The organism is Roseovarius lutimaris (assembly GCF_900115165.1).
GTDB lineage: Bacteria > Pseudomonadota > Alphaproteobacteria > Rhodobacterales > Rhodobacteraceae > Roseovarius > Roseovarius lutimaris.
In genome coordinates this window covers 98,643-122,629 of sequence record NZ_FOVP01000011.1, presented here as the reverse complement: position 1 = coordinate 122,629, position 23,987 = coordinate 98,643, and the positions used below count along the sequence as shown (strand labels likewise).

Here is a 23,987-nt window from a genome sequence, read left to right as displayed (position 1 = left end):
GCCCCCGGATATCTTTCGGGGGCGTTTTTTTCATCTAGCGACCGTGGCTTTGATCATAGCCATTCACCAGCGGGCTGTGCCAGCCCGCAAGCGCGGCGGGGTCCGGCGCGAAGACCTCGACCAGCATCGGATAGCACGCCGCGCTATCGCTCGAATGCTCGGACGAGCAATCACCCCCTGGACAGGCACTTAGCGCGCCAAGAATGTCGATTTCGGCAAAAAATTCGAGGTAATCGCCGGGGCGCACCGGGCTGGCCTTCATGAAATACTGGCCGGTGTCGCGGGTGAACCCGGTACACATGAACACGTTGAGAACGTCATGTACATGACGCTCGGCCTCGGCCAAGGCAAGGCCGGTTTCATCGGCCAGCGCGCGGATCAGATTGGAATGACAGCAATGGTGATACTGCGTTCCCACCAGAAGATTGCCGGTATAGGGATCACAGCGCGTGCCGATCACATCATGCACCGAACCGCCAAATTCGTCGATCCCGTACCAGTCAAGCGTATCGCCCACAATCGTCGCCATCGGGCGCAGATAGGGGAAACTTGACCACATCCTCTCGCCCAAGGTGAGATGCGTGCCGTGCAAGGCGCGGGATTTTCCGGAATAGAACCGCTCTGAAAGGTCGCGCGCGTTCCACAGGTTAAGATCGCCCACCTGCGGGCCCTCGACGCTGGTGATGCGGAAAAACTGCCCGGCATCGGCACGAAAACACGCCGCCTCGCGCGCAGGAATCAGCACCTCTGACACCTTGCTGGCCCCTGCGCGCGCGGCTGCGTAAAGCGCCATGTCGGGCCGGGGAAGCGTGTCATTGGGATAACAGATCACCGGGCGCAGGGCGCGGCGGGCATCGGCATCGGCGGGTTGGGTCATCTCGGGCCTCTCAGGATTTCGGCGTGTTGGCCACGCAATCCAAAGGCGGTTTTCCGGTCGATGTAAAGACCTGCGCGCCGCAGGTCATGCAGTTGAAGCACGACTCACCCTCGCGATCCTGCCGCCTGTCGGCCCGCCACCGGCAAGCCCGCGTGCGCCGGTTCGACAGGATCAAAACCAGCACAAAGGCTATGATCAGACCGACAACGACAATCATTCCCTATCGCTCCTTTGCCGCCGCCTCGATCATGTCGCCGAATTTCCCATAGGTCCGGGTCTGATCTTCGGGGCGGGTGCCGCGAGCGTGATGCCCACCGGGCGCGGTGGCATAGTCAAAATTGATCCCGGTGCCCTCGATGATCCGATTCATCATGTTGAACAGGGCACAGACCTGCACCGCCTCGTAAAGCGCCGCCTCGCTCCAGCCGGCATCATAGACCGCCTGCGCGTCCCGCGTTACCAGTTTGCTTGGCAAAGTATTGAGCTTGGCAACATAGGCCAGAACCGGGCGCAATTTTTCATCCACGGGCGCGCGGTCAAAATCCTCGATCAGGGCGTCGATCAACGCCGGGGCGATGCCGAACACCTCGGCATAGGCCCGATGCGCGCCTGCGCAAAAGGTACAGGCATTGAGCGCCGACACATAAGTGGCAATCAATTCCCGCTCGCCCACACTTAACGCGCCATCCCCCCGAAGCAGACCATCGGTATATTCCATCAGCGGGCGCACATTCTCAGGGAACAGCATGTAAAGGTCGCTCAAATGGGCGGGCTCGGGCAGGCTTGGCAACAGCGGCATGATCTTTTTCCTTCTTTGCGCCAGAGCATCCCGCAGTACGCCAGAAATGAAAACCCCCGCCACATCGGGCAGGGGGCACATTTGCGTGACAGGTTCTAGGGGGGTGGCCCTAGGCCTCGTAATAGGCGTACATCTGTTCCAGCGCGCTTTGATGCGGCGGCTCAACCTGATTGGCGGGCTCGGAGGCCGTGAAATAGGCCGTTACCCAATCGGGCAAGGCCGCAGCCGGTTTGACAGGTTCGTATTTAATCTCTTCTGCTCGGTTCGCCATGGTATGTTCTCCATTTCTATCTGAACCGAACATAAGATGCTGCGTTGCGGCATTAAACCACCACTCTTGCACTCTCGCTATGCGCCAGGCGCAAGGCAAAGGGCCCCGAGGTATCCCCCGAGGCCCATCAATAACGCATCATGGCGGGTAAATCACACTGCGCGTTCGACCATCATCTTCTTGATTTCCGCGATTGCCTTGGCCGGGTTAAGGCCCTTGGGGCACGTCTTGGTACAGTTCATGATGGTATGACAGCGATAGAGTTTGAAAGGATCCTCAAGCTCGTCGAGACGCTCGCCCGTGGCCTCGTCGCGGCTGTCGATGATCCAGCGATAGGCATGCAGCAAGGCGGCCGGTCCGAGATATTTATCGCCATTCCACCAATAGCTTGGGCAGGACGTCGAGCAGGAAGCGCACATCACGCATTCATAAAGCCCGTCAAGCTTTTCGCGATCCTCGATCGACTGCCGCCATTCTTTTGCGGGTCGGTTGGTCTTGGTTTCAAGCCAGGGCATGATGCTGGCGTGCTGCGCATAGAAATGCGTCAGATCCGGGATCAGGTCACGCACCACTGGCATATGCGGCAGCGGATAGATTTTCACATCGCCCTTGATCTCATCCATGCCGTAAATACAGGCCAGCGTGTTGATACCGTCGATGTTCATCGCACAAGACCCGCAGATCCCCTCGCGGCAGGAGCGGCGGAAGGTCAGCGTCGGGTCAATCTCGTTCTTGATCTTGATCAGCGCGTCCAAAATCATCGGCCCGCAGGTATCCATATCGACGAAATAAGTGTCGACGCTGGGGTTTTTGCCGTCATCCGGCGTCCAGCGGTAAATCTGGAACTTGCGCAGGTTTGTGGCACCCTCGGGCTTGGGCCATGTCTTGCCCGTCACCATGCGCGAGTTTTTCGGAAGTCTGAATTGAACCATCTCGTCTACTCCTTCTCAGCCAGCCAGCGAGGTCGGGCTGTTTTGGGCCATACATGTCAGGGCTGAATTTGCCCATTTCATCGCGCTGCACCCTCAGCGATTGCATCGCCGACCAGCACATCCATCACCGGCGTCATTCTTGCCATCTCGCGAAACGCGGTCAGGCCGTAGTCTTCGATTGTCAGGTCACGATAGGCGGTAACGATCTCGTCAAACGCCTCGTCAAGGACGCGGTTCTCAGGGTCAAGCCCCGACACCAACCCCAAGCCGCTTGGGCGGGGGTCCAGCACGGTGAAATCGAGATCGGGCCGATACGTCCGCAAGATCAGGATCATTTTCCAGACATCCCCGGACCAGCCTTTGGTTACCTCCGGATCCCACTCACGCGTGGCGGCAGGGGCCGAGAATGGCACCAGATCATGCAGCAACACAACGCTGTCGCGGTGACAGAGCTTTTCGGTGTTGATAAAATCGCGCAGGACATTCTCAAACAGGTGCATCCCGTCGATAAAGGTCAGATCAATCCGGTCGGTCAGCCTCTTGACCGCGCCGCTGGCAAAGAAATCATCACTGGTCTGGCGATAGAAATGCAACTCGGCGCGGTGTCCGATGACATCCTGTTTCACGCGGAAATCAGGATCGACACAGATCGCCTTGCCGGTGCCGCGCGCAAGGGAATTGCCGCGCCCGGTGCCGATTTCAAGATACCAGTCCGGATCAAGCAAGCGTTGCAGCCGTTCAATCACATCAAGATAATGTGGCCCGCTTGCGCGGAGCCACTCATCGGTGCCCGGCATCGCCGAACCCCGGTCTTGATGCGGTTTTGCCATCAGAACGTCCGTTCTTTCGGCGCAATGGTCTTGAGAGAGATACCGCCCTCGGCCTCGGTGGTGAGGGGATCGGTGACAATCGGGCGATAGTTGAGGTCAACCTTTGCCCCATCGACATGGGCGATGGTGTGGACCCGCCATTTCTTGTCATCCCGCGTGCTGAAATCTTCATGCGCGTGGGCGCCACGGCTTTCCTTACGGGCCTCAGCGCCGTTGATCGTGGCAAGCGCGTTGGGCATGAGGTTGGTCAACTCAAGCGTTTCCATCAGGTCGCTGTTCCACACGAGGCTTCGGTCGGTGACCTGAATATCACCCATCTTGGCGGCCACGGCCTGCATCTTTTCAACACCCTCGGCGAGGGTTTTCGAGGTGCGGAATACGGCGGCATCGGCCTGCATGGTTTTCTGCATCTCAAGGCGCAGATCGGCGGTTGGCACGTTGCCCTTGGCATGGCGCAGGGTGTCAAAGCGATCAAGCGCCTTGTCGACCTGCGCAGTATTGGTTGCGGGCACGGCGGAGTCAGGATCAACAACCTTGCCGGCTCGAATGGCGGCGGCACGACCAAAGACCACAAGGTCAATAAGGCTGTTCGAGCCAAGCCGGTTGGCGCCATGCACCGAGGCACAGCCCGCCTCGCCCACGGCCATCAGGCCGGGCACGATGGCGGTCGGGTCTTCCTTGGACGGGTTCAGAACCTCGCCCCAATAGTTGGTCGGAATGCCGCCCATGTTGTAATGCACCGTCGGCAGAACCGGGATCGGTTCCTTGTTGACATCAACCCCGGCAAAGATGCGCGCGCTTTCCGAAATCCCCGGCAGGCGCAGCTTGAGCGCCTCGGGCGGAAGGTGGCTCAGGTTGAGGTGGATATGATCGCCATCGGCGCCGACCCCCCGGCCTTCGCGGATTTCCATGGTCATGCAACGGCTAACATAGTCGCGCGGGGCAAGGTCTTTATAGTTGGGCGCATAACGCTCCATGAAACGCTCGCCCTCGGAGTTGGTAAGATAGCCGCCCTCGCCGCGCGCGCCCTCGGTGATAAGGCAGCCGGCGCCGAAAATGCCTGTCGGATGAAATTGCACGAATTCCATATCCTGAAGCGGAAGGCCCGCCCGCGCCACCATACCGCCACCGTCACCGGTACAGGTATGCGCCGATGTGGCGCTAAAGTAGGCGCGGCCATAGCCGCCGGTCGCAAGCACGACGGTCTTGGCGTTGAACACATGGATCGTGCCATCGTCCAGCTTCCAGCAGACAACGCCGGTACAAGCGCCATCCTCAGACATAATCAGGTCAATCGCGAAATACTCGATATAGAATTCCGCGTTGTTCTTGAGGCTTTGACCATAAAGCGTGTGCAGAATGGCGTGGCCGGTGCGGTCAGCGGCGGCGCAGGTGCGCTGCACCGGGGGGCCTTCGCCGAATTCGGTGGTGTGGCCGCCAAACGGGCGCTGATAGATCTTGCCCTGTTCGGTGCGCGAGAACGGCACGCCGTAATGTTCAAGCTCGTAAACCGCCTTGGGCGCTTCGCGAGCGAGATATTCCATCGCGTCGGTATCACCCAGCCAGTCAGAGCCCTTGACCGTGTCATACATATGCCACTGCCAGCTGTCGGGGCCCATGTTGCCAAGGCTCGCGGCGATGCCGCCCTGTGCGGCCACGGTGTGGCTGCGGGTCGGGAACACCTTGGTCACACAGGCGGTGCGCAGGCCCTGTTCGGCCATCCCGAGGGTCGCGCGCAGGCCGGCACCCCCGGCCCCCACGACAACGACGTCATAATCATGTGTCTCGTATTCGTAAGCGGCCATGGTCAATTCCTCAAAGCGCGATCTTGGCAAGGGCAAAAAGCCCGGTTGCGGTCAGCCCGTAACACAGTGCGGTTACAGCAATGATCAGGGCCCGTCGCGTGGTGCCCTTGCTATAATCTTCAATCATCGTCTGCGCGCCATTCTGGAAATGACGCAGGCCGACGAACAGGACAAGCCCGGTCAGAATGGCCACGAACGGATGGGCGAATGTGTCAATCACCTCTTGGCGGCTTCCGCCAAGGGCACGACCAAATACAAAAAGATATATAGGAACAATCAGGGCAAGGCCCACACCGCTAACCTTCATATGCCAGAAATGTTCGGTTCCGGTTCCCGAGGCACCTTTGCCTTCGGCACGTTTACGGGCGGTCAGATAACGCATGGCAGCCTCCTCAGACCAACAACAGGGTGATAAGGGTCAGAACAACCGACCCGACGATCAGACCCCAGCCGAGCTTTTCCGCCGTGGGGATATCCATGCCCTTGCCCGCATCGAAATAGAGATGCCGCAGACCGGCGAGATAGTGATACCAGATCGCCCAGAGCGAGAGCGTGAAGATCAGATCGCCGAACCACGAGGTGACAACCGCATCCGCAACCGCGAAATACGCATCGGACGTCGAGGCCGCCAAAAGCCACCACACCATCAACAGCACCGCCACGATAAGACCATTGCCGGTGATCCGGGTCAGGATCGACGTGATCGAGGTAAGTTGTGGGCGGTAAACTTGCAGATGCGGGGAAAGCGGGCGTTCAACCGGTTTGGTGTCAGCCATGGATGATCTCCTTCATGCGTACGGGCGGCGCGGCGCAAGCGTCGGCGCGGGCTGTGCCTTTGTGAAATGTTTTAGCGCCGATGTCACCTGTTGCCAGCCAGAAAATCGCGGAATGGGGCCAATGGTCGCAAATTTCGACGCTTTGTGATCACGTAAATTATCGCGTGATCACATAATGCCGCTCAATGTATCAACGACCCGACTCAACCCGGCCCTTTTCACGCCAGGGCATCGGCAGAGCACGACAGGCACCTGTGCCCGCGCGACCCCACTTGTGATCACAAAACCCGAGCCCTTGCCATTGAAACGCAAAAGCCCGGGCCGTTGCCGGTCCGGGCTTTGATACTCGCATAGTGCCGCGCTTAATGCAGCTTGGCGTCGACCTCGGAAATCGAGTCTTCGATCAGTTTGTTGCCCTCAGCGGCAGACATCTGCTTGGCGATGACATCCTTGGCCGCCGCGATGGCGATGGCGACCGCCTGATCACGCACCTCGCGGACGGCGCGCGCCTCGGCAGAGCCGATCTGATCTTCGGCCGACTGAAGCCGACGCGCGATCGAGTCTTTCAGGTCTGCCTTGGCGTCTTCGGCGGCCACAGCCGCTTCTTCCTTGGCATGGGCGACAATACGGTCGGCCTGATCCTGAACTTCTTTTTGCTTGCGCTCATAGTTGGCCAGAAGGGTCTGGGCCTCTTCACGCAGCGAACGAGCCTCATCAAGCTCGGCTTGGATACCCTCGGCGCGTTCATCAAGTTTTTTGCCAAGCAAGCCCGGCACCTTGAGGTACACAAGCGCGCCGACAAAGATCAGGAACGAGATCAGAACGACAAAGTTGGTATTGGCCAGCGAAACGAACGGCCCCGATGCCGCCAGCGCAGGGCTGGCGAGTGTGGCGGCGGCCAGGGTGGCTAGAATTTTCCGCATGCGATTACCCTTTCATCCGGGCGGTCACAGCCGCAGTTACGGTGCGCTTGTCGGCCTTGCCCCCAAGAGCAGCAACGATTTCACCGGTGGTGTCGTTGGCAACCTCTTTGACGCTTTCCAGAGCGTTGGCGCGGATTTCAGCGATCTTCTTTTCGCCCTCGGCCGTCTTCGCCGCAATTTCTGCGTCGGCCTTGGCAATCGCCTTGTCGAGATCGGCTTTGATCTCGGCCTTGGCTTGATTGACGATGGTCTGTGCCTCGCCACGGGCATCGGCCAGAGCCTTGTTATAGGCCTCTTCGGCCTCGACCGCTTTGGCCTTGAGGTCTTCGGCGGCAGCAAGGTCATTGGTGATCGTGCCTTGACGCTCTGCCAGCACAGCCGCAATCCGCGGCAGCGCAATGCGCGACAGGACAAAATAGATCACGACCAGCGTGACCAGAAGCCAGAAAATCTGGTTGCCGAAGTGATCGAAATTCAGCTGCGGCAGCCCCGGCGCGGATGCGGCGGCGTCAGCGGCGTTATGCGTTTCGCTTGCCATGTCGTTCTCCTAAGGGAAAGTTCCGTGCACCGGGCGGCGGCGACAATGCGCCGCCCCCCGGTCGAAAGGATCAGCTACCCGAGAGTCTTAGACAGCGAACATCAGCAGAAGCGCGACGAGGAACGAGAAGATCCCCAGAGCTTCGGCAAATGCGATACCGATGAACAGCGTCGCGGTCTGGCCAGCAGCGGCCGAAGGGTTACGCAGAGCGCCCGAGAGGAAGTTGCCGGCCACGTGACCCACACCAAGAGCTGCACCACCCATGCCTGTGCATGCGAGGCCTGCGCCGATGTAGGCACCCATTTGTACGATATCGCCTTCCATGTGATTTCTCCTTAAGTTGGAATTGGCATTGATCAGTCGGTCGTGAGGCAGGCGAACCCGCCGTCGTCAGGTTGTTCGTAGGGTGGGTGAAACCCACGCCGCCTAGTGGCTCGGATGCAGCGCATCCTTGAGGTAGACACAGGTCAGGATTGTAAAGACATAGGCCTGAATGAAGGCCACCAGCACCTCAAGCGCATAGATCGTCGAGATCGCAAGGATCGACAACGGCGTGACCGCAAGGCCGATACCGGTCGAAATCAGGATCATCGGCGCGAAGGCCGCGAAGACTTTCACCACGGCGTGACCGGCCATCATATTGCCTGCAAGACGAATGGAGTGGCTGACCGGGCGCACAAAGTAGGAAATCACCTCGATCAACGCCAGCACCGGGCGTAGCGCCAAAGGTGCCGAGCTTACCCAGAAGAGGCCGAGAAAGCCAAAGCCGTGCTTGACGAAGCCCACGATGGTCACGGTGAGGAACACCATCACCGCCATCACAGCCGTCACCGCGATATGGCTTGTGGTCGTAAAGGCCATCGGCAGAAGGCCGAGGAAGTTGGCAAAGAGAATGAACAGGAACAGCGTCATGATGTACGGAAAGAACACCAGTGCATCCTTGCCGGCCACATCCTCGACCATTTTACGAATGAAGTCATAGGCCAACTCGGCAATCGACTGAACCCGGCTCGGGATTGTGGCGCGCCCGGAGGTGCCCATAACCAGCAACGCAAAGATCGCCAGCACGGTCAGCGCCATCCAAAGGGTCACATTGGTCAGGGTGAAAAGGCCAACCGGCCCGTCGCCGAACAGGGGTTTGACGATGAACTGATCCATCGGGTGAAAAACCAGACCGCCTTGATCGGCACCATGCGTTTCAGTCGCCATTTTTTGCCCTCTCATTCGCACCCTTTTCGGGCGCATTGCCGTTGACCGTGTCGGCCGTGTTCTTTTGCTGCAACTCGGCCGCGCTTCGCATCATCGTCTTGATGCCGGCCGCCAGCCCCAGCAGGGTAAACAGCACAAGGAAAACCGGGAGCGTCCCGAACAGGACATCAAGCCCGTACCCTATGCCAAAACCGATCAGCAGACCGGCAACAAGTTCGATCACCATCCGCCAGGCGAGATTTGCCTGAGAATAATGCTCCTCCTGATGAGGCTTTGGCGCGTCCTTGGCCTTGAGCCGGTTGATCCTCGCCTCAAGCTGCGCAAGTCGCTCTGCCTGATCGGGATCTGTCACGCCATTGCCCCTCAAGTCTGTTGCGCCTTTGCTATGCGGCACCAGCCCTCAAGTCAAGCGCCAGGCGGCAGCGCAGAAAAACGATGTAACATTTTGTTTTCTTGAGTATTTTTAGAAAGATGAAAGGCGCGTGCGATTCCGCCGCAGGCCCTCTTTCGTGGCTTTCGCGCGCTTTGGCCATATTCAACCAAGTGGTTGAGCTTTGCCAGAGCTTTGGCGCGCCGACCCGGAGGGTCACCTGAACCGACCCGGCGCGCAGAGGTCTTCAGCGAACGATAAAGACGGAAACCTTGGCATGCTGTGCGATATAGCCGCCGTGCGAACTGAAGATATGTTCGAGGACACCCGGCACATGGCTTGCCATGATCACAAGGTCGGCGCCGGTGCGGTCGATCGCCTTCATCAGCGCAGAGGTGGTTTCAACCTCGGGGTCGTGGCTAATGATCGTCTCGGCCTCAACCTCGACCCCGTATTTGTCGCGCAGGCCCTGGGCAAAACCGGTCACGGTTTCGGTAAACTCATCCGCATTATGGCCAAGCTCGCTTGGCATTTCCCCGCCCACGCTTACCACCTTGATCATTGCGCCGTACCGCTTGGCCATATCGCCCGCAGCGTCCAGTGCCTTGGCCAGCGTATCCTTGTGAACCAGATCGACGGGAACCATGATTGTTGAAAACATTATATTTCCTTTCGCGTTTCCTGTTGTTGCGTCGCGAGCCTAGACCGGCGCCTGTTGCTTGGCTTTGTCACAGATCAACCGGTATTTGCGGCCAAATGAGCCGGAAAAGACACACTCCGCCCGCCCGACCGATGCACGGGCCCCGCATAGGCGTTGACGCCGTGCATCCGGTTAGGCTTAACAAGATCATGAGCAAATCCCAAGCACTTGATACCGTTTTTGCGGCCCTTGGCGACCCGACCCGCCGCGCGATCCTGTCGATGCTGCTTGAGGATGACATGGCCGTGACCGATGTCGCCCAACCCTTCGAGATGAGCCTTGCGGCGATTTCCAAGCACCTCAACATCCTGAGCCGCGCAGGCCTTATAAGCCAGGAACGGCGCGGGCGGGTGAAGTGGTGCAAGCTGGAACCGGACGCGCTTCGTGATGCCAGCATCTGGATGCAGGGGTTTGGCCAGTTCGAGGCGATCCATCTTGACGCTTTTGAAAGGTTCCTGCGCACAGAGTTGCCCGATGATACCTGACGCCAAGAATCTCCCCGAGGCCCGGATCGACAGGGTCAGCGGCGCGATTGTTGTGCCGATGGCGGCGGACAAAAGGCATGCCTGCGGTGTCGTGACATCAGAGGGTAAGCCGGTGGCGCAGGCACGCACCCTGTTGTCGGGCGGCCGATTTACGCCAGATCCTGACGCACCCTGCGGGCCGGTCGCGCGCCTGCCCGGTCGCTGGCTATATGCCGGGGTCGGACGGCATCATTTCGGTCATTTCCTTCTGGAATGCATAAGCCGCCTTTGGGCGCTTGATCATGCCGGAGGGCAGTTTGACGGGATCACCATCATCCCGATGCATGGCCGCGACATCGCGGCGGTGATCCGGCGCCGCCTTGGCCCGCTTCTCGACATCCTCGGGCAGGGCCTGCCCGTGCATCTTGCGACAGAGCCGGTGCAGGTCGACGAATTGGTGATCCCCAGCCAGGGCATGGGGCATATGCACTGGACGCCTGGCACACCAGAGTTTCGCGCCTATGTGCGGCGGCATCTTTGCGCCGCGATTGCGCCCGAGGGGCCGGAAAAGCTCTATATCTCGCGCCGTCGGCTCAAAAATCCTGCCCAGCAGGTGCCCCATGAGCAACAGATCGAACGCTGGCTGTCGGCGGCAGGGTTTACGGTCTTTCACCCCGAACGCCACACGATCGCGGTGCAATGCCAACGCTACATGGCCGCGCATGAGATTGTCGGCCCGGATGGCTCGGCCTTTCACATGGCGCCTTTCGTGATGCCGCTCGGCACCCGCGTCGGCCTTATCCAGCGCCGCACGCGCCAGCCGGTGTTCGACGCCATCGCGCGCCAGATCACCAGCTTTGCCAAGGCCGACCTCTGGACCACCGCCGCACTCGCGCAGTTGAAAACGGCCCCCGCCCCGAATGAGCGTGAAAGCGCGCTGCCGCCTGAATTGCGCCAATTGCGGCTGGACCTGAGAGAGGCCGGATTTATCTGAAGGCGGCAGCTTCGTCCTTGAGCAACAGGAAAAGCGCCACAACGGTCAATCCGACCCCCGCAAGCACAAGACCGCCCGGCACCGGATGGCCAAGCGCCACCTGCCAGCAGATCACCCAGCTTGGCGTGAGATAGGTATAGGCCATCACCTTGGCGCTTGGCAGGTGCAGGCTGGCATATTGCAGCAACACAAAGGTCAGCGCGGTGGCAAACACCGCCGTATAGATCAGCGTGACCCACACGATGCCCGGCAAAGCGCCCCAATCCGTTGCCGCAATATCGGACCAGCCCGCGAGCGTGATCAGACCCGCCGCCGCCAGCATCGTGCCAAAGGAAAACACCACCGGGCGCTCGCCGCGATTGAGCAGACGCACCAGCGGCGTATAGATCGCATGCGCCGCGCAGCCCCAGAAATAAATGACCTCGCCGCGCCCGACCTCAAAGGCAAACAAGGCGCCAAGGTCGGCGCGAAAGATCACCCAAAGCGCGCCAAATGCGCCGATGCCAAGCGCAAGCGCCATGCGCGGCGTGGTGATCTGGCGCAGCATGACATAGCCCGCCAGCCCCGCCATCACCGGCGTCAGGGTAAACACCGCCGCCGCAGAGACCGGCGGCGCGGTTTTCAGCCCCTCGAACATCAGCACGAAATAAAGCCCCATCGCCCCGCCCAGAAGCAGATACCGCCAGGGCGCACGCCATGTCGCGCGCGGGATGCCGGTGGTCAGGGCCGCGCCGCCCCCCACGATCATCGCCGCAATCACAAAGCGCGGCGCATTCAGAGCGGCCGGCGCAATATGACCCGCCGCCATTGACCCAAGCGCAAACGACCCTGCCACAAGCGCCGAAAACGCCAGCATCGCAAGATGCCCGCGCGCCGCTTCGTTCATTCGGGCTGCCATGCCTTGGAGCGATCCTTGAGAAAGGCCAGAAACGCCTGAACCTTGGTGGTGCGGTGCAGATCCATATGTGTCACCAACCACAGCGGTGCGACCCATTCGGGTTTGGGCGGCATCACCTGCACCAGTCCCTCGACCTCGGCGGCCTGAAGCACCGAGGTAAAGCCGATACCCGCCCCGCTTTGGATCGCGCGGCGCTGCGCATGCACGTCACCGCTGCGAAAGATGATGTTGTCGGCGGGGACGTTGTCTTGCATCCAGCGGGCAAAGGGCGCGCGGGTTTTGGGATCATCGACGCCGATAAAGCGGTGGCTGATAAAATCGCCCTCAGTCTTGGGCAGGCCATGGCGCGCCACATAGCTTTCGCTGGCATAAAGCGTGAATTCCTGACGAAAGAACGGTTGCACCACATTGTCGGGCTGATCGGGAACAGAGCCCGCGCGCACCGCCACATGCGCCTCGCCATATTCCAGCCGGAACAGGCGGTCCCCGGTCAGATAGCGCACGGTCAGCCCCGGAAAATCCTCCTGAAAATCCGCCAGCACCGGCACCAGAAGATGACTTAGCCCGCCGATGGAGGTAACCACCAATTCGCCGGACACCTCGTTGCCGCGCCCTTTGATCCGCCCGGCCAGCTGGCTGAACTGATCAGCGGTGGCCTGCGCCACACGCAACAGGTCGCTGCCCGCTTCGGTTGGCGTGTAGCCGCGCGCGTGGCGCTGAAAGAGCTTGACGCCAAGCCGTTCCTCCAGCGCGTCAATATGGCGGATCACCGTGGCATGATGCACGCCCAATACGTCCGCAGCGCCGCTGACCGTACCTATGCGCGCGACGTTATAGGCGGTGCGCACTTCATCCCAATGTTCCATTGTTCTCTCTGTGCGTTAATTCACATCACTCCCCGGAAAAACGATCGGGGGTTCATATCTTGGTAAAGCGCACACCCCCATCCTGCAACGGCAAAACGAAATCCGGCCGATTGATCTGACGCAATGCGCCATCGCCTTTGAGGGATAAAATGGACAGATCATTGATCGGACACTGCATATGCCAAATCCATTGTCCATACTCGCGCAGGCCCTTTTGATCCTGATGCTTGCCTCAGGGGCCAGCAGCGCACAGGCTCTTGATCCACACGATACATTCGAGGCGGACCAGATATATCGGATTCTTGAGGGCTTTCTTTTGCCGCCCCGCTAAGGCGTGGCGCGGCGGCGCCAAGGCTTGACTCATGAGGCGCGCGCGCGTAAACGCCCCCCAACCTCCGGAAGTTCAACGCTTCCGGTCCCTTTGCCATTGTGCAGGGATCGCCCCCCGTCAGCGCGTTGCGCCCACGGGGGAGATTGGCATTTGCACCGTCCCTGCCTATTTTGGGGCTAATGATCAACGGCTCAAAGGAGCGCTTGAGATGTTTGAAAATCTGTCCGAACGCCTCTCCGGTGTCTTTGACCGGCTGACAAAACAAGGGGCCTTGTCCGAAGAGGATGTCAAAACCGCCCTGCGTGAGGTGCGTGTCGCCCTGCTTGAGGCCGATGTATCGCTGCCCGTGGCGCGCGATTTCGTCAAGGCGATTCAGCAAAAGGCCACCGGTCAGGCGGTTACCAAATCCATCACCCCTGGCCAGCAGGTCGTCAAGATCGTGCATGACGCACTGATCGACACGCTGCGCGGGTCGGATGATCCCGGCGCGCTGCGCATCGACAACCCGCCTGCCCCGATCCTGATGGTCGGCCTGCAAGGTTCGGGCAAGACCACCACCACCGCCAAGCTTGCCAAGCGCCTGAAAGAGCGCGAGGGCAAGCGCGTGCTGATGGCCTCGCTTGACGTGAACCGCCCGGCGGCGATGGAACAGCTGCAAATTCTCGGCACCCAGATCGGGGTCGATACCCTGCCGATCGTCAAGGGCGAAGACCCGGTGACGATCGCCAAACGCGCCAAGACCCAGGCCGCGATGGGCGGCTATGACGTCTATATCCTCGACACCGCCGGCCGATTGCATATCGACACCGACCTGATCGCCCAGGCCGCCGCCGTGCGCGACGTGGCCAAGCCACGCGAAACCCTGCTGGTGGTCGATGGTCTCACCGGTCAGGACGCGGTCAACGTGGCGACGGAATTTGACGACAAGATCGGCGTGACCGGCGTGATCCTGACCCGGATGGATGGCGACGGGCGTGGCGGTGCGGCGCTCTCAATGCGCGCCGTAACCGGCAAGCCGATCCGCTTTGTCGGCCTTGGCGAAAAGCTTGACGCGCTTGAGACGTTTGAGCCAGAGCGCATCGCCGGGCGCATCCTTGGCATGGGCGACATCGTAAGCCTTGTGGAAAAGGCCCAGGCCACCATCGAGGCTGAACAGGCCGAGCGGATGATGAAGCGCTTTCAGAAGGGTCAGTTCAACATGAACGACCTCAGGATGCAGCTTGAACAGATGCAGAAAATGGGCGGCATGGAAGGCGTGATGGGGATGATGCCCGGCATGGGCAAAATGGCCAAACAGGTCCAGGACGCCGGATTTGACGACAAGATCATCACCCGCCAGATCGCGCTTGTCCAATCCATGACCAGGAAAGAGCGCGCCAATCCCGCCCTGCTTCAGGCCAGTCGCAAAAAACGGATCGCGGCGGGGGCCGGGCTTGAGGTGTCCGAGCTCAACAAGCTTCTCAAGATGCATCGCCAGATGGCTGACATGATGAAGAAGATGGGCAAGGGTGGCATGCTCAAACAGGCCATGAAAGGCATGTTTGGCGGCAAGGGGGCGGGCGGCGGCATGCCCGACATGAACGACCCCAAGGCGATGGAAGAGGCGGCGCGCGCCATGGGTGGCAAGCTGCCCGGTGGTTTGGGCGGCCTCGGCGGCATGGGCGGTGGCATGGGTCTGCCCCCCGGCCTGTCAGGCTTTGGGAAAAAGAAATAACCCATGCTTTCATCTTTCCTCAAATACTCGAATCCGACGCGGCCAACGGCATGGCGCTTGAAGGGGGCACAGCAATGAGCCTGACCCAAGCCCCCATTCTCGAAACCGAACGCCTTATCTTGCGTGGCCCCGAGCCGCGCGATATCGAGCCGATGATTGCGTTCCTGCTCGACCAAAACCGCGCGAGCGGCTTTGGCGCCGCGCCCAATCGCGGCGAGGCCTGGCGCTGGTTTGCGCTGAACGTCGGGCATTGGCATATCCACGGCTACGGCTATTTCAGCATCGAGATGAAAGACAGTGGCGAAACCGCTGGCATTTCCGGCATCTGGAACCCCGAAGGCTGGCCCGAGCCAGAGCTTGGCTGGGTCGTATTTGATGGCTTCGAGGGCAAAGGCATCGCCCAAGAGGCGGCCGCGCGTGCGCGCCGTTATGCCTATCAGGATCTTGGCTTTACCACGCTCACCTCGAATATCGTGCCGGGCAATACCCGCTCCATCGCACTTGCCGAACGGCTTGGCGCGTGGTTCGAGCGCGAATATGAAAACGTCCACATGGGCCACGATCTTTTGTATCGCCACCCCGGCCCGGGCGACCTGTTTGAGGACGACGCAGATGATGACGGCTCGGTCGAGGCCTACGCATGAGCCTGACCAGCATCCCCACCATCGAAACGCGCCGCCTTGTGCTGCGCGGGCCCACCCCCGAGGATTATCCCGACTTCAAGGCCACGTTCAGCTCCTATCGCTCGCGCTTCATGGGCGGGCCGCTCAACAAATACGAGGCCTGGATGCTTTATGCCGCCGAGATCGGCCACTGGCAGGTCCGCGGGTTTGGCATGTGGATGATCCACGACAAGATCAGTGAGACCACCCTTGGCATGGCCGGCGGCTGGTTTCCCGCCGCCTGGCCTGAACGCGAGATCGCCTGGATCATCTGGCCCGACAAGGCCGGTCATGGCTATGCACTTGAGGCCACCCATGCCGCGCGTCGCTATTTCTATACTCAACAGGGCTGGGACGGCGCGGTCAGTTATATCGACCCCAAGAACCTTGACAGCATCCGCCTTGCCGAACGCCTTGGCGCCATCAAAGACAAGGATGCGACGACCATTGACGGCAACGATGCCGTCTATCGCCACCCCTCGCCCGAGCGCCTCAAATCCGGCCAGATCGCCGACGGGATCGAGCTTGAGATCAACCATTACTGCGACCCGCTTTTCAAACCGAAAGGGATGCCCCTTGACTGATCAAAGCACCCGCGCCGCCGCGCTTTTGAAAGAGCACCGCGAGTCGATTGACCGGCTTGACGCGATCCTTGTCTATACCCTTGGCGAGCGCTTCAAGCACACTCAGGCGGTTGGCCGTCTCAAGGCCGAACACGACCTTCCCCCGTCCGATCTTGCCCGCGAAGCGGCCCAGATCGCGCGGCTCGAAGACCTGGCGCATCAGGCCGATCTTGACCCTGAATTTGCCAAAAAGTTTCTCAACTTCATCATCGCTGAAGTGATCCGACACCATCAACAACACCAATCCTAAGGTGGCACAAACGCCCCCTGATCCACGCCATTCAAAGGAGAACATCAAATGGCTATGAAAATTCGTCTTGCCCGTGGCGGCAGCAAAAAGCGCCCCTTCTATCGCATCGTAGCGGCCGACAGCCGCATGCCGCGCGATGGCCGTTTCATCGAGAAACTGGGCACCTATAACCCGCTTCTGCCCAAAGACAGCGAAGAGCGCGTCAAAATGGACGTCGAGCGCGTTCAGCACTGGATTTCCAAGGGCGCCCAGCCCACCGATCGCATCAGCCGCATGCTTGAAGCTGCCGGTGTTGTGCCGAAAACCGAGCGTGCCAACCTGAAAAAAGGCACACCCGGCAAGAAGGCCCAGGATCGCGCGGAAGAGAAAGCCGCCAAGGCGGCCGCCGCCGCTGAAGCTGCTGCTGCCCCCGCAGAAGAGCCGGCCGCAGAGGCTGGCGCAGAAGAGTAAGACAGGTAGATCGCTGGAATGTCAGGCTTTTCCCAAGACTTCCAGAATGACCTGCTTGATCTCATGCGGTGGCGGCGCGATGTGCGCCGCTTCCGACGTGATCCGGTGGACGAGGCCCTCTTGCAAGAGTGCCTCGCCACCTTTCAGCTTGCCCCCTCGGTCGGCCTGTCCGAGCCATGGCGCGTGATCCGGCTGGCAAGCGACACTGCGCGCGCCGCCGCCCTTGCCAATTTCAGAGCGGCCAATCAACGCGCACTTGACGGCTATAGCGGCGAGAAAGCCAGCCTTTACAGCGGCTTGAAACTCTCGGGGATGCAAGAGGCCCCGGTACAGCTTGCCGTTTATTGCGACGACAGCACCGCCAAAGGCGCGGGCCTTGGGGCGGGCACGATGCCCGAAACCCGGCGCTATTCCGTGGTCGGCGCAATCACCCATTTCTGGCTTGCGGCCCGCGCGCGCGGGCTTGGCGTGGGCTGGGTGTCGATCCTTGATCCCGCACAGCTTGGGCGCGATCTGGCCGTGCCCGAGGAGTGGTCGTTGGTGGCCTATCTCTGCGTCGGCTGGCCCGAAACCGACAATGACACACCAGAGCTTGAGCTTGTCGGCTGGGAAGCCCGCCAGAGCGACCTGATTATCGAGACCCGCTAGATGATTTTCCGTCCGATCCGCACGCTTGTCCTTATGGGTTTGGTTTTTGTGGCCGGAATCGTATTTGAACGCTATCAGCACAACCAACGCTGCGCGGCCGCTGAGGGCATAACGCAGGATGGGCTTTGCCGGGAGATCCGCCAATGAGTGACGAAAACCGCATCTGTGTCGGCGCCCTTGGCGGCGCCTTTGGTGTCCAGGGCGAGGTGCGCCTTAAAAGCTTTACCGCCACCCCCGAGGATATCGCCGACTACAGCCCGCTGACGTCCGAAGACGGCCAGAGATCGTTTGAGATCACCCTGACCGGCCAGCTCAAGAACGGGTTCAGCGCGCGCCTGACCGGGGTAAACAGCAAAGAGGCCGCCGATGCGCTGCGCGGCACCCGGCTTTATGCCGAGCGGGATCAGCTTCCGCATCTGCCCGACGATGAATATTATCACGCCGACCTGATCGGGCTTGAGGTTTATGACACCGGCGGCGCGCATTTGGGTCAGGTCAAGACCGTGCTCAACCACGGCGCCTCGGATATTCTTGAGGTCCAGGCACCGGGGACAAGCGCCACGGTCTTGTTGCCCTTTACCCTGCTAGCGGTGCCAACGGTCGATCTGGCCGCCGGTCGGATCATCGCCGATCCGCCGGATGGTCTTTTTTGACGCCCGCATAAGAAATTTCGCCGATTTTTCTTGGCGGCCTACCAAGCCGGAGGTTAAGGCCCAGACCTATGACAAACACGCCCAGATCCCATGGTCGCAAATCCATCAGCGCCACCGCCCAGCCCCGCGAGCTGATCACCCCCACGCCCCGCCTCGCGGGCGCCTGGACCGCCAAGGTGATCACCCTGCTGCCACAGGCATTTCCCGGAATTTTGGGTGAGAGCCTGACCGGGCGCGCCCTGCAAGACGGGCTCTGGGCCCTGGAAACCATCGACCTGCGCCAGTTTGGCGAGGGCAAACACCGCAACGTCGATGACACGCCAGCGGGCGGCGGCGCGGGCATGGTGCTGCGCGCCGACGTGATGGGCCGCGCGATAGAGCAGGCCCAGACCGGCACACCCTCTGGCTGGCCGCTGATCTATCTGAGCCCGCGCGGCAAGCGGCTTGATCAGACGATGGCGCAAACCTTGTCAGAGGCGCCCGGCGCGACCCTGATCTGTGGCCGGTTCGAGGGGCTGGACGAGCGCGTGATCGAACATTACGGCATTCAAGAGGTCTCGCTTGGCGATTTTGTCATGACCGGCGGCGAGATTGCCGCGCAGGCGCTGATTGACGCCACCGTGCGTCTTTTGCCCGGCGTTTTGGGCAATGCCGAAAGCGCGCTAGAGGAAAGCCATTCAAACGGTCTTCTGGAGCATCCGCAATATACCCGCCCCGCCGAATGGATGGGTCGCGAGATCCCGGCAATCCTTACCTCCGGCGATCACGCAAAGGTGGCCAAATGGCGACGCGAAATGTCCGAAAAGATCACCGCAGAGCGCCGCCCCGATCTGTGGGACGCTCATCAAGCGGCGCAACGGGCCAAATAGTCCCGACCAAAGACGCGCCAACAAAACGCCTTGCGTCGTTGCCGCTTTGCCCATAAACACCGCCTGTTCCCGGTCGGTTTTCCGACTCGGGGGTATGTGGCGTTTTTGAATTCTGCATATGGCATGCCGGGGTTTCTTCACCCCACCGCGGGCCATGTCGGGAAGAGCACCACAGACGGCATAAAATAATGACGACCTGATCTCTGGCGGGCGCATCTGCGGACCCGGAAGAAGACCAAGAGCTATCGGGACGCAACACACCTTTGCGGAATAACCGCAAGCAAATTAGGAGAGAAGCGATGGATATTATCGCTCAGTTGGAGGCGGAACAAATCGCCTCGCTCGGGAAAACCATTCCCGATTTCAGAGCCGGCGACACGATCCGCGTCGGTTACAAGGTGACCGAAGGCACCCGCACTCGCGTTCAGAACTTTGAAGGCGTGTGCATCAGCCGCAACAACGGCAAAGGCATTGCCGGGTCGTTCACCGTCCGCAAGATTTCCTTTGGTGAAGGCGTGGAACGTATGTTCCCGCTGTTCTCGACCAATATCGACAGCATCGACGTCGTGCGTCGTGGCCGCGTGCGGCGCGCCAAGCTGTATTACCTGCGCTCGCGTCGCGGCAAATCGGCCCGCATCGTGGAAAACGCCAACTACAAGCCCCTCTCGGGCGCTTCAGCGTAAGGACGTCTCCGATGAGAAAAGACATTCACCCCGATTATCACCTGATCGACGTCAAGATGACCGACGGCACGATCGTTCCGATGCGCTCGACCTATGGCAAGGAAGGCGACACGCTTTCGCTGGATATCGACCCGACGGTTCACCCCGCCTGGACGGGCGGAAGCTCGCGTCTGATGGATGCCGGTGGCCGCGTTTCGAAGTTCAAGAACAAATATGCCGGTCTGGGTTTCTGATCACCCAACCGCAGCATTCCACAAAGAAACGCCGTCCTTCGGGGCGGCGTTTTTCGTTTCCCTGATCTGTATAAAGCGGCTTATGCCACCAGTTGCTCGGCCTTCTTGAGGTCAACCGAAACCAGTTGGCTTACCCCCTGCTCGGCCATCGTCACGCCAAACAGGCGGTCCATGCGGCTCATGGTGACGGCGTGGTGGGTGATGATCAGGAATCGCGTTTCGGTGCGGCGGCACATCTCGTCCAGGAGGTCACAGAACCGGGTGACATTGGCATCGTCCAGCGGCGCGTCGACCTCGTCGAGCACACAGATCGGCGCAGGATTGGCCAGAAACACCGCAAAGATAAGCGCAAGCGCGGTCAGCGTCTGTTCGCCGCCCGACAACAGGCTGAGCGTCGAAAGCTTCTTACCCGGCGGCTGGCACATGATCTCAAGCCCGGCCTCAAGCGGGTCGTCGCTTTCGACCAGCACAAGATTGGCCTCGCCGCCGCCAAAGAGATGGCGGAACAACAGGGTAAAGTTTGAATTTACCTGCTCGAAGGCGGTCAAAAGCCGCTCGCGACCCTCGCGATTCAGGCTGGAAATCCCGTTGCGCAGGGTCTTGATCGCCTCTTCAAGATCGGTCTTTTCGCGGATCAACTCGTCATGCTCGACCTGCACCTCCTGCGCGTCTTCCTCGGCGCGCAGATTGACCGCGCCAAGCGCGTCGCGCTGTCGCTTGAGACGATTCACATCGGCCTCGATCGCGTCCGAGGCGGGCATCGCATCGGGATCGGCCCCAAGGCTTTCAAGCAAGGCCTCGGGGGTGATGTCTTGCGCGTCCTGAATGCGCTCGGCGGACAAAGACAGGGTTTCGCGCGCGGCATCGGTGCGGGCCTCGGCACGGGCGCGGGCCTCGCGGGCCTCGGACGCCAGGCGCTCTGCCTCGCGCTCGTCCAGCGCGGCCTGACGCGCGGCGCCCTCGGCCGTGGACAGCGCATCGGCAGCGGCGGCGCGACGGGCATCGCTGCGGTTGATCTCTTCGCCCAGTTCCGAGCGTTTGGCGGCCAGGATTTCAGGCGCGGCACTGGCATCGGCCAGTTCGGCCTCGGAGGCAGCCTTGCGCTCGGCCAACTCTGCACCGCGCTTTTCGGCGGTTTCAAGGCGATGGCGCCAGCCGCTGATTTCCTTGGTGATTTCCTGGCTGCGACGGGTGCGGCGCTCGCCGTCGCGGCGCAATTCATCCTGCGCCGAGCGTTTGGCCATCATGGTCATGCGCGCCGCCTCGACCGTAAGCTTGATATCCTCAAGATCGGCGCGCGCCGCATCCAGATCGCCAAGCGCGGCAAGACCCTTCTCGGCCTCGGTCAGATCGCGGCGCGCCGACATCGCCTCTTCTTCGTGGCGGGTCACGGCAAGACCAAGCGATTCAAGCCGCGATTCGGCAAGGTTGCGATCGGCCTCGGCCCGGCTTAGCGCGCGGTTGGCCTCGTTCACGGCAACATCGGCGGCGCGGCGCGCATCGCGGGCACTTCGATCCTCTTCGGTGCGGCGGGAAAGCTGATCGCGCAGCGCCTCATGGGCCTGCATCGCGCCATCGGCGCGCGCGGCGGCATGTTCAAGCTGTTGCTTTAGCTCCTCCAGACGGTTGAGCTGTTGCAGGCGCAGCGCCGCAGCACTTGGCGCATCCTCGGCCCAGGCCCGATAGCCATCCCACCGCCAAAGATCGCCCTCGACGCTTACCAGCCGCTGACCGGGTTGCAGCAGGGCTTGCAAACGCGGGCCATCGTCGGGATCAACAAGACCGATCTGGCCCATGCGCCGCACCAGAACCTCGGGCACCGAGACGTGATTGGTCAGCGCCGTCACGCCCGCAGGCAGGGTTTGCGGAGCGTCATAGCCCGGCAAAACCGCCCAGCCCGAAGGCCCGTCGGCCTCGACCTCGGGGGCGCGCAGATCGTCCGCCAGAGCCGCGCCAAGCGCCTTTTCAAAGCCCTGCTGCACCTGAAGCCGGTCCATGATCTGACCGCCCTCGGCGGTGTCGCGCTGTACCAGCTTGGCCAGCGCCGAAACCTCGGCGCGCAGGGCGTTTACCTCGCCTTCGGCCTCGGAGCGCTGCGCACGGGCCTCGGCCTCGCGCGATTGCGCCTCGGCGCGGGCTTCATCGGCGGCGACAAGGGCTGCCTCGGCGGCCTCGGCGGCGGCCACGGCGGTGGCTTCGGCAATGGTCGCGGCCTCGTGATCGGCGCGGGCTTTCTCAAGTGCGGCGTTTGATCCGGCCTGCGCGACACGCGCGCGCTCGGCCTCGGCCTCGCTTTTTGCAAGGGTCTTGCGGCTGTCGTCAAGCAGGCGCTGCGCCGATTGGTGGCGGGCGGACAGGCGGGCCATATCCTCGGTCATCTGGCTCAGATCGCCTTCACGCTCCTGCAAGATTTGCGCCGCCTCGCGCGCCGCGGTCTGCACCTCTTCAAGGCGCGCCTCGTGGCCCTCGGCGCCTTTGGCAAGCTCGCGCGCCTCCCAATCAAGCCGTTCGATGGTTTCACCGGCATCGCGGTTGAGACCGGTTTCACGCTCGATATCGCGGGCAAGCTGCTCGATGCGCCGCTCAAGCGTCTCAATGCGCTCGCGGGCGTTGGCCTCTTGCTCGGTCAGGGTGTCGCGCTGCACGGTGAGGCGTTGCAGGATCGCCGCCGCAATCGCCTCTTCCTCGCGCAGGGCCGGCAGGGCATCATCGGCCAGCCCTCGGGCCTTGACCGCCTCGCGAGCGGCTTTTTCGGCGCGCGCCGCCTCGGTGGTACGCTCGCGCAGGTCATCCTCGGCGCGGGCGCGGGCAAGATCGGCCTCTTTCCAGCGCCGATAAAGCAGCAGCCCCTCGGATTGGCGCAATTCCTCGCCGATCTGGCGATAGCGCGCCGCCTGCCGCGCCTGACGCGCCAGTTGCGCCAGTTGCGCCGCAAGCTGTTCGACCACATCGTCGACGCGGGTCAGGTTTGTTTCCGCCGCGCGCAGTTTCAGTTCCGCCTCGTGGCGGCGCTGATAGAGGCCGGAAATGCCGGCCGCCTCTTCCAGAATGCGACGCCGCGATTTCGGCTTGGCGTTGATCAGCTCGGAGATCTGGCCTTGCCGCACAAGGGCGGGCGAATGCGCCCCGGTCGAGGCATCGGCAAATAGCATCTGCACATCGCGCGCCCGCACATCCTTGGAATTCACCTTATAGGCGCTGCCGACATCGCGGGTGATGCGGCGCACGATCTCAAGGTTATCTGACTCGTTGAACCCCGCAGGCGCAAGCCGGTCAGAGTTATCAAGCTGGATCACCACCTCGGCGAAATTGCGCGCCGGGCGGGTGGACGCGCCGGCAAAGATTACATCCTCCATCCCGTCGCCGCGCATCGCGGTAGGGCGGTTTTCGCCCATCACCCACCGCAGCGCCTCAAGCAGGTTGGACTTGCCACAGCCATTCGGCCCCACCACCCCGGTCAGCCCATGGGCAATGATCAGGTCGGTCGGATCAACAAAGCTCTTGAAGCCGGTCAATCTGAGTTTCGAGAACTGCACGTGTGCCTCGGGTTGGGGTTGGGGGCCATCGGGCCGGTGATTCCATTAACTCACGAGTGTGACCAAGCCACACGGCCCCTGTC

At 61.3% G+C, this 23,987-nt stretch carries 30 protein-coding genes; 12 read left to right on the top strand and 18 right to left on the bottom strand.

The genetic code is table 11. From position 1 onward, the window contains the following. Positions 1-34: 34 nt before the first annotated feature. The 15 genes from BMZ91_RS11255 to BMZ91_RS11190 all read right to left on the bottom strand — a co-directional run bounded on the left by BMZ91_RS11255 (position 35) and on the right by BMZ91_RS11190 (position 9,991). Entirely contained in the window at positions 35-877 is an 843-nt protein-coding gene (locus BMZ91_RS11255; RefSeq protein ID WP_092838613.1) for an urea carboxylase-associated family protein, read from the bottom strand. Between the two features lie 10 nt (positions 878-887). Then, complete coding sequence (locus tag BMZ91_RS11250; protein WP_092838610.1) at positions 888-1,094, bottom strand: hypothetical protein; 207 nt, start codon at positions 1,092-1,094, stop codon at positions 888-890. A 3-nt stretch (positions 1,095-1,097) separates the two neighbouring features. Continuing rightward, positions 1,098-1,676, bottom strand: coding sequence for a carboxymuconolactone decarboxylase family protein (locus BMZ91_RS11245; protein ID WP_177193850.1), 579 nt, complete (start codon positions 1,674-1,676; stop codon positions 1,098-1,100). Positions 1,677-1,785: 109 nt separating this feature from the next. Then, complete coding sequence (locus BMZ91_RS21450) at positions 1,786-1,947, bottom strand: hypothetical protein (RefSeq protein WP_177193849.1); 162 nt, start codon at positions 1,945-1,947, stop codon at positions 1,786-1,788. A gap of 152 nt (positions 1,948-2,099) precedes the next feature. After that, on the bottom strand, positions 2,100-2,879 hold the full coding sequence (locus tag BMZ91_RS11240; protein ID WP_092838605.1) for a succinate dehydrogenase iron-sulfur subunit: 780 nt from the start codon (positions 2,877-2,879) through the stop codon (positions 2,100-2,102). A gap of 77 nt (positions 2,880-2,956) precedes the next feature. Further along, the gene (locus BMZ91_RS11235; protein WP_092838602.1) at positions 2,957-3,709 is read right to left on the bottom strand and encodes a class I SAM-dependent methyltransferase; all 753 of its coding nucleotides are present in this window, start codon (positions 3,707-3,709) and stop codon (positions 2,957-2,959) included. Beyond that, complete coding sequence (sdhA, locus tag BMZ91_RS11230; RefSeq protein WP_092838599.1) at positions 3,709-5,514, bottom strand: succinate dehydrogenase flavoprotein subunit; 1,806 nt, start codon at positions 5,512-5,514, stop codon at positions 3,709-3,711. Before sdhA ends, BMZ91_RS11235 begins: the two co-directional genes overlap by 1 nt. A gap of 10 nt (positions 5,515-5,524) precedes the next feature. Beyond that, positions 5,525-5,896, bottom strand: a complete 372-nt coding sequence (gene sdhD / locus BMZ91_RS11225; protein WP_092838596.1) for a succinate dehydrogenase, hydrophobic membrane anchor protein — start codon at positions 5,894-5,896, stop codon at positions 5,525-5,527. A 10-nt stretch (positions 5,897-5,906) separates the two neighbouring features. Next, positions 5,907-6,290 carry a succinate dehydrogenase, cytochrome b556 subunit gene (gene sdhC, locus BMZ91_RS11220; RefSeq protein WP_092838593.1) on the bottom strand — a complete coding sequence of 128 codons (384 nt, stop codon included), beginning with the start codon at positions 6,288-6,290 and terminating at the stop codon, positions 5,907-5,909. A 362-nt stretch (positions 6,291-6,652) separates the two neighbouring features. Beyond that, positions 6,653-7,213, bottom strand: coding sequence for a F0F1 ATP synthase subunit B (locus BMZ91_RS11215; RefSeq protein ID WP_092838590.1), 561 nt, complete (start codon positions 7,211-7,213; stop codon positions 6,653-6,655). 4 nt (positions 7,214-7,217) lie between these two features. Beyond that, positions 7,218-7,751 (bottom strand): F0F1 ATP synthase subunit B', encoded by a 534-nt coding sequence (locus BMZ91_RS11210; protein WP_092838587.1) that lies wholly within the window; start codon positions 7,749-7,751, stop codon positions 7,218-7,220. An 87-nt stretch (positions 7,752-7,838) separates the two neighbouring features. Next, positions 7,839-8,075, bottom strand: coding sequence for a F0F1 ATP synthase subunit C (locus BMZ91_RS11205; protein ID WP_073198584.1), 237 nt, complete (start codon positions 8,073-8,075; stop codon positions 7,839-7,841). 102 nt (positions 8,076-8,177) lie between these two features. After that, positions 8,178-8,960 carry a F0F1 ATP synthase subunit A gene (locus tag BMZ91_RS11200; protein WP_092838584.1) on the bottom strand — a complete coding sequence of 261 codons (783 nt, stop codon included), beginning with the start codon at positions 8,958-8,960 and terminating at the stop codon, positions 8,178-8,180. Then, positions 8,950-9,312 carry an AtpZ/AtpI family protein gene (locus BMZ91_RS11195; protein ID WP_092838727.1) on the bottom strand — a complete coding sequence of 121 codons (363 nt, stop codon included), beginning with the start codon at positions 9,310-9,312 and terminating at the stop codon, positions 8,950-8,952. The genes BMZ91_RS11200 and BMZ91_RS11195 overlap by 11 nt, the downstream gene beginning before the upstream one ends. A gap of 265 nt (positions 9,313-9,577) precedes the next feature. After that, a complete protein-coding gene (locus BMZ91_RS11190) occupies positions 9,578-9,991 on the bottom strand; it encodes a universal stress protein (protein ID WP_092838581.1) in 414 nt (137 codons plus the stop codon). 188 nt (positions 9,992-10,179) lie between these two features. Here BMZ91_RS11190 and BMZ91_RS11185 point away from each other — a divergent pair, with 188 nt between their 5' ends. Then, on the top strand, positions 10,180-10,515 hold the full coding sequence (locus BMZ91_RS11185) for an ArsR/SmtB family transcription factor (RefSeq protein WP_092838724.1): 336 nt from the start codon (positions 10,180-10,182) through the stop codon (positions 10,513-10,515). Next, a complete protein-coding gene (locus tag BMZ91_RS11180; protein ID WP_177193848.1) occupies positions 10,505-11,488 on the top strand; it encodes a glycosyltransferase family 61 protein in 984 nt (327 codons plus the stop codon). The genes BMZ91_RS11185 and BMZ91_RS11180 overlap by 11 nt, the downstream gene beginning before the upstream one ends. Here the strand turns inward: BMZ91_RS11180 and BMZ91_RS11175 are convergent. Both BMZ91_RS11175 and BMZ91_RS11170 read right to left on the bottom strand, forming a co-directional pair. Further along, positions 11,481-12,374 carry a DMT family transporter gene (locus BMZ91_RS11175; RefSeq protein ID WP_092838575.1) on the bottom strand — a complete coding sequence of 298 codons (894 nt, stop codon included), beginning with the start codon at positions 12,372-12,374 and terminating at the stop codon, positions 11,481-11,483. The two genes, BMZ91_RS11180 and BMZ91_RS11175, sit on opposite strands and share 8 nt — an antisense overlap. After that, positions 12,371-13,252 carry a LysR family transcriptional regulator gene (locus tag BMZ91_RS11170; RefSeq protein WP_092838571.1) on the bottom strand — a complete coding sequence of 294 codons (882 nt, stop codon included), beginning with the start codon at positions 13,250-13,252 and terminating at the stop codon, positions 12,371-12,373. Before BMZ91_RS11170 ends, BMZ91_RS11175 begins: the two co-directional genes overlap by 4 nt. 539 nt (positions 13,253-13,791) lie before the next feature. On the opposite strand from BMZ91_RS11170, the gene ffh reads away from it, so the two are divergent. The 10 genes from ffh (at position 13,792) to rpmE (ending at position 20,368) form a co-directional block, all read left to right on the top strand. Then, positions 13,792-15,297, top strand: a complete 1,506-nt coding sequence (ffh, locus tag BMZ91_RS11165) for a signal recognition particle protein (RefSeq protein ID WP_092838568.1) — start codon at positions 13,792-13,794, stop codon at positions 15,295-15,297. A gap of 74 nt (positions 15,298-15,371) precedes the next feature. Then, entirely contained in the window at positions 15,372-15,941 is a 570-nt protein-coding gene (locus BMZ91_RS11160; RefSeq protein ID WP_092838721.1) for a GNAT family N-acetyltransferase, read from the top strand. Then, on the top strand, positions 15,938-16,543 hold the full coding sequence (locus BMZ91_RS11155) for a GNAT family N-acetyltransferase (RefSeq protein ID WP_092838565.1): 606 nt from the start codon (positions 15,938-15,940) through the stop codon (positions 16,541-16,543). Before BMZ91_RS11160 ends, BMZ91_RS11155 begins: the two co-directional genes overlap by 4 nt. Then, positions 16,536-16,832 carry a chorismate mutase gene (locus tag BMZ91_RS11150; protein WP_092838562.1) on the top strand — a complete coding sequence of 99 codons (297 nt, stop codon included), beginning with the start codon at positions 16,536-16,538 and terminating at the stop codon, positions 16,830-16,832. Before BMZ91_RS11155 ends, BMZ91_RS11150 begins: the two co-directional genes overlap by 8 nt. A 48-nt stretch (positions 16,833-16,880) precedes the next feature. Continuing rightward, positions 16,881-17,282, top strand: a complete 402-nt coding sequence (gene rpsP, locus BMZ91_RS11145; RefSeq protein WP_092838560.1) for a 30S ribosomal protein S16 — start codon at positions 16,881-16,883, stop codon at positions 17,280-17,282. An 18-nt stretch (positions 17,283-17,300) separates the two neighbouring features. Next, positions 17,301-17,930, top strand: a complete 630-nt coding sequence (gene bluB, locus BMZ91_RS11140) for a 5,6-dimethylbenzimidazole synthase (protein ID WP_092838557.1) — start codon at positions 17,301-17,303, stop codon at positions 17,928-17,930. A 143-nt stretch (positions 17,931-18,073) separates the two neighbouring features. Further along, the gene (gene rimM, locus BMZ91_RS11135) at positions 18,074-18,583 is read left to right on the top strand and encodes a ribosome maturation factor RimM (protein ID WP_092838554.1); all 510 of its coding nucleotides are present in this window, start codon (positions 18,074-18,076) and stop codon (positions 18,581-18,583) included. A 68-nt stretch (positions 18,584-18,651) separates the two neighbouring features. Next, positions 18,652-19,452, top strand: coding sequence for a tRNA (guanosine(37)-N1)-methyltransferase TrmD (gene trmD / locus BMZ91_RS11130; RefSeq protein WP_092838551.1), 801 nt, complete (start codon positions 18,652-18,654; stop codon positions 19,450-19,452). A gap of 299 nt (positions 19,453-19,751) precedes the next feature. Further along, complete coding sequence (gene rplS / locus BMZ91_RS11125) at positions 19,752-20,135, top strand: 50S ribosomal protein L19 (RefSeq protein ID WP_092838548.1); 384 nt, start codon at positions 19,752-19,754, stop codon at positions 20,133-20,135. Between the two features lie 11 nt (positions 20,136-20,146). Further along, positions 20,147-20,368, top strand: a complete 222-nt coding sequence (gene rpmE, locus BMZ91_RS11120) for a 50S ribosomal protein L31 (protein ID WP_092838545.1) — start codon at positions 20,147-20,149, stop codon at positions 20,366-20,368. Between the two features lie 80 nt (positions 20,369-20,448). Here the strand turns inward: rpmE and smc are convergent, their stop codons facing one another. Then, positions 20,449-23,904 (bottom strand): chromosome segregation protein SMC, encoded by a 3,456-nt coding sequence (gene smc, locus BMZ91_RS11115; RefSeq protein ID WP_092838542.1) that lies wholly within the window; start codon positions 23,902-23,904, stop codon positions 20,449-20,451. Positions 23,905-23,987 lie beyond the last annotated feature (83 nt).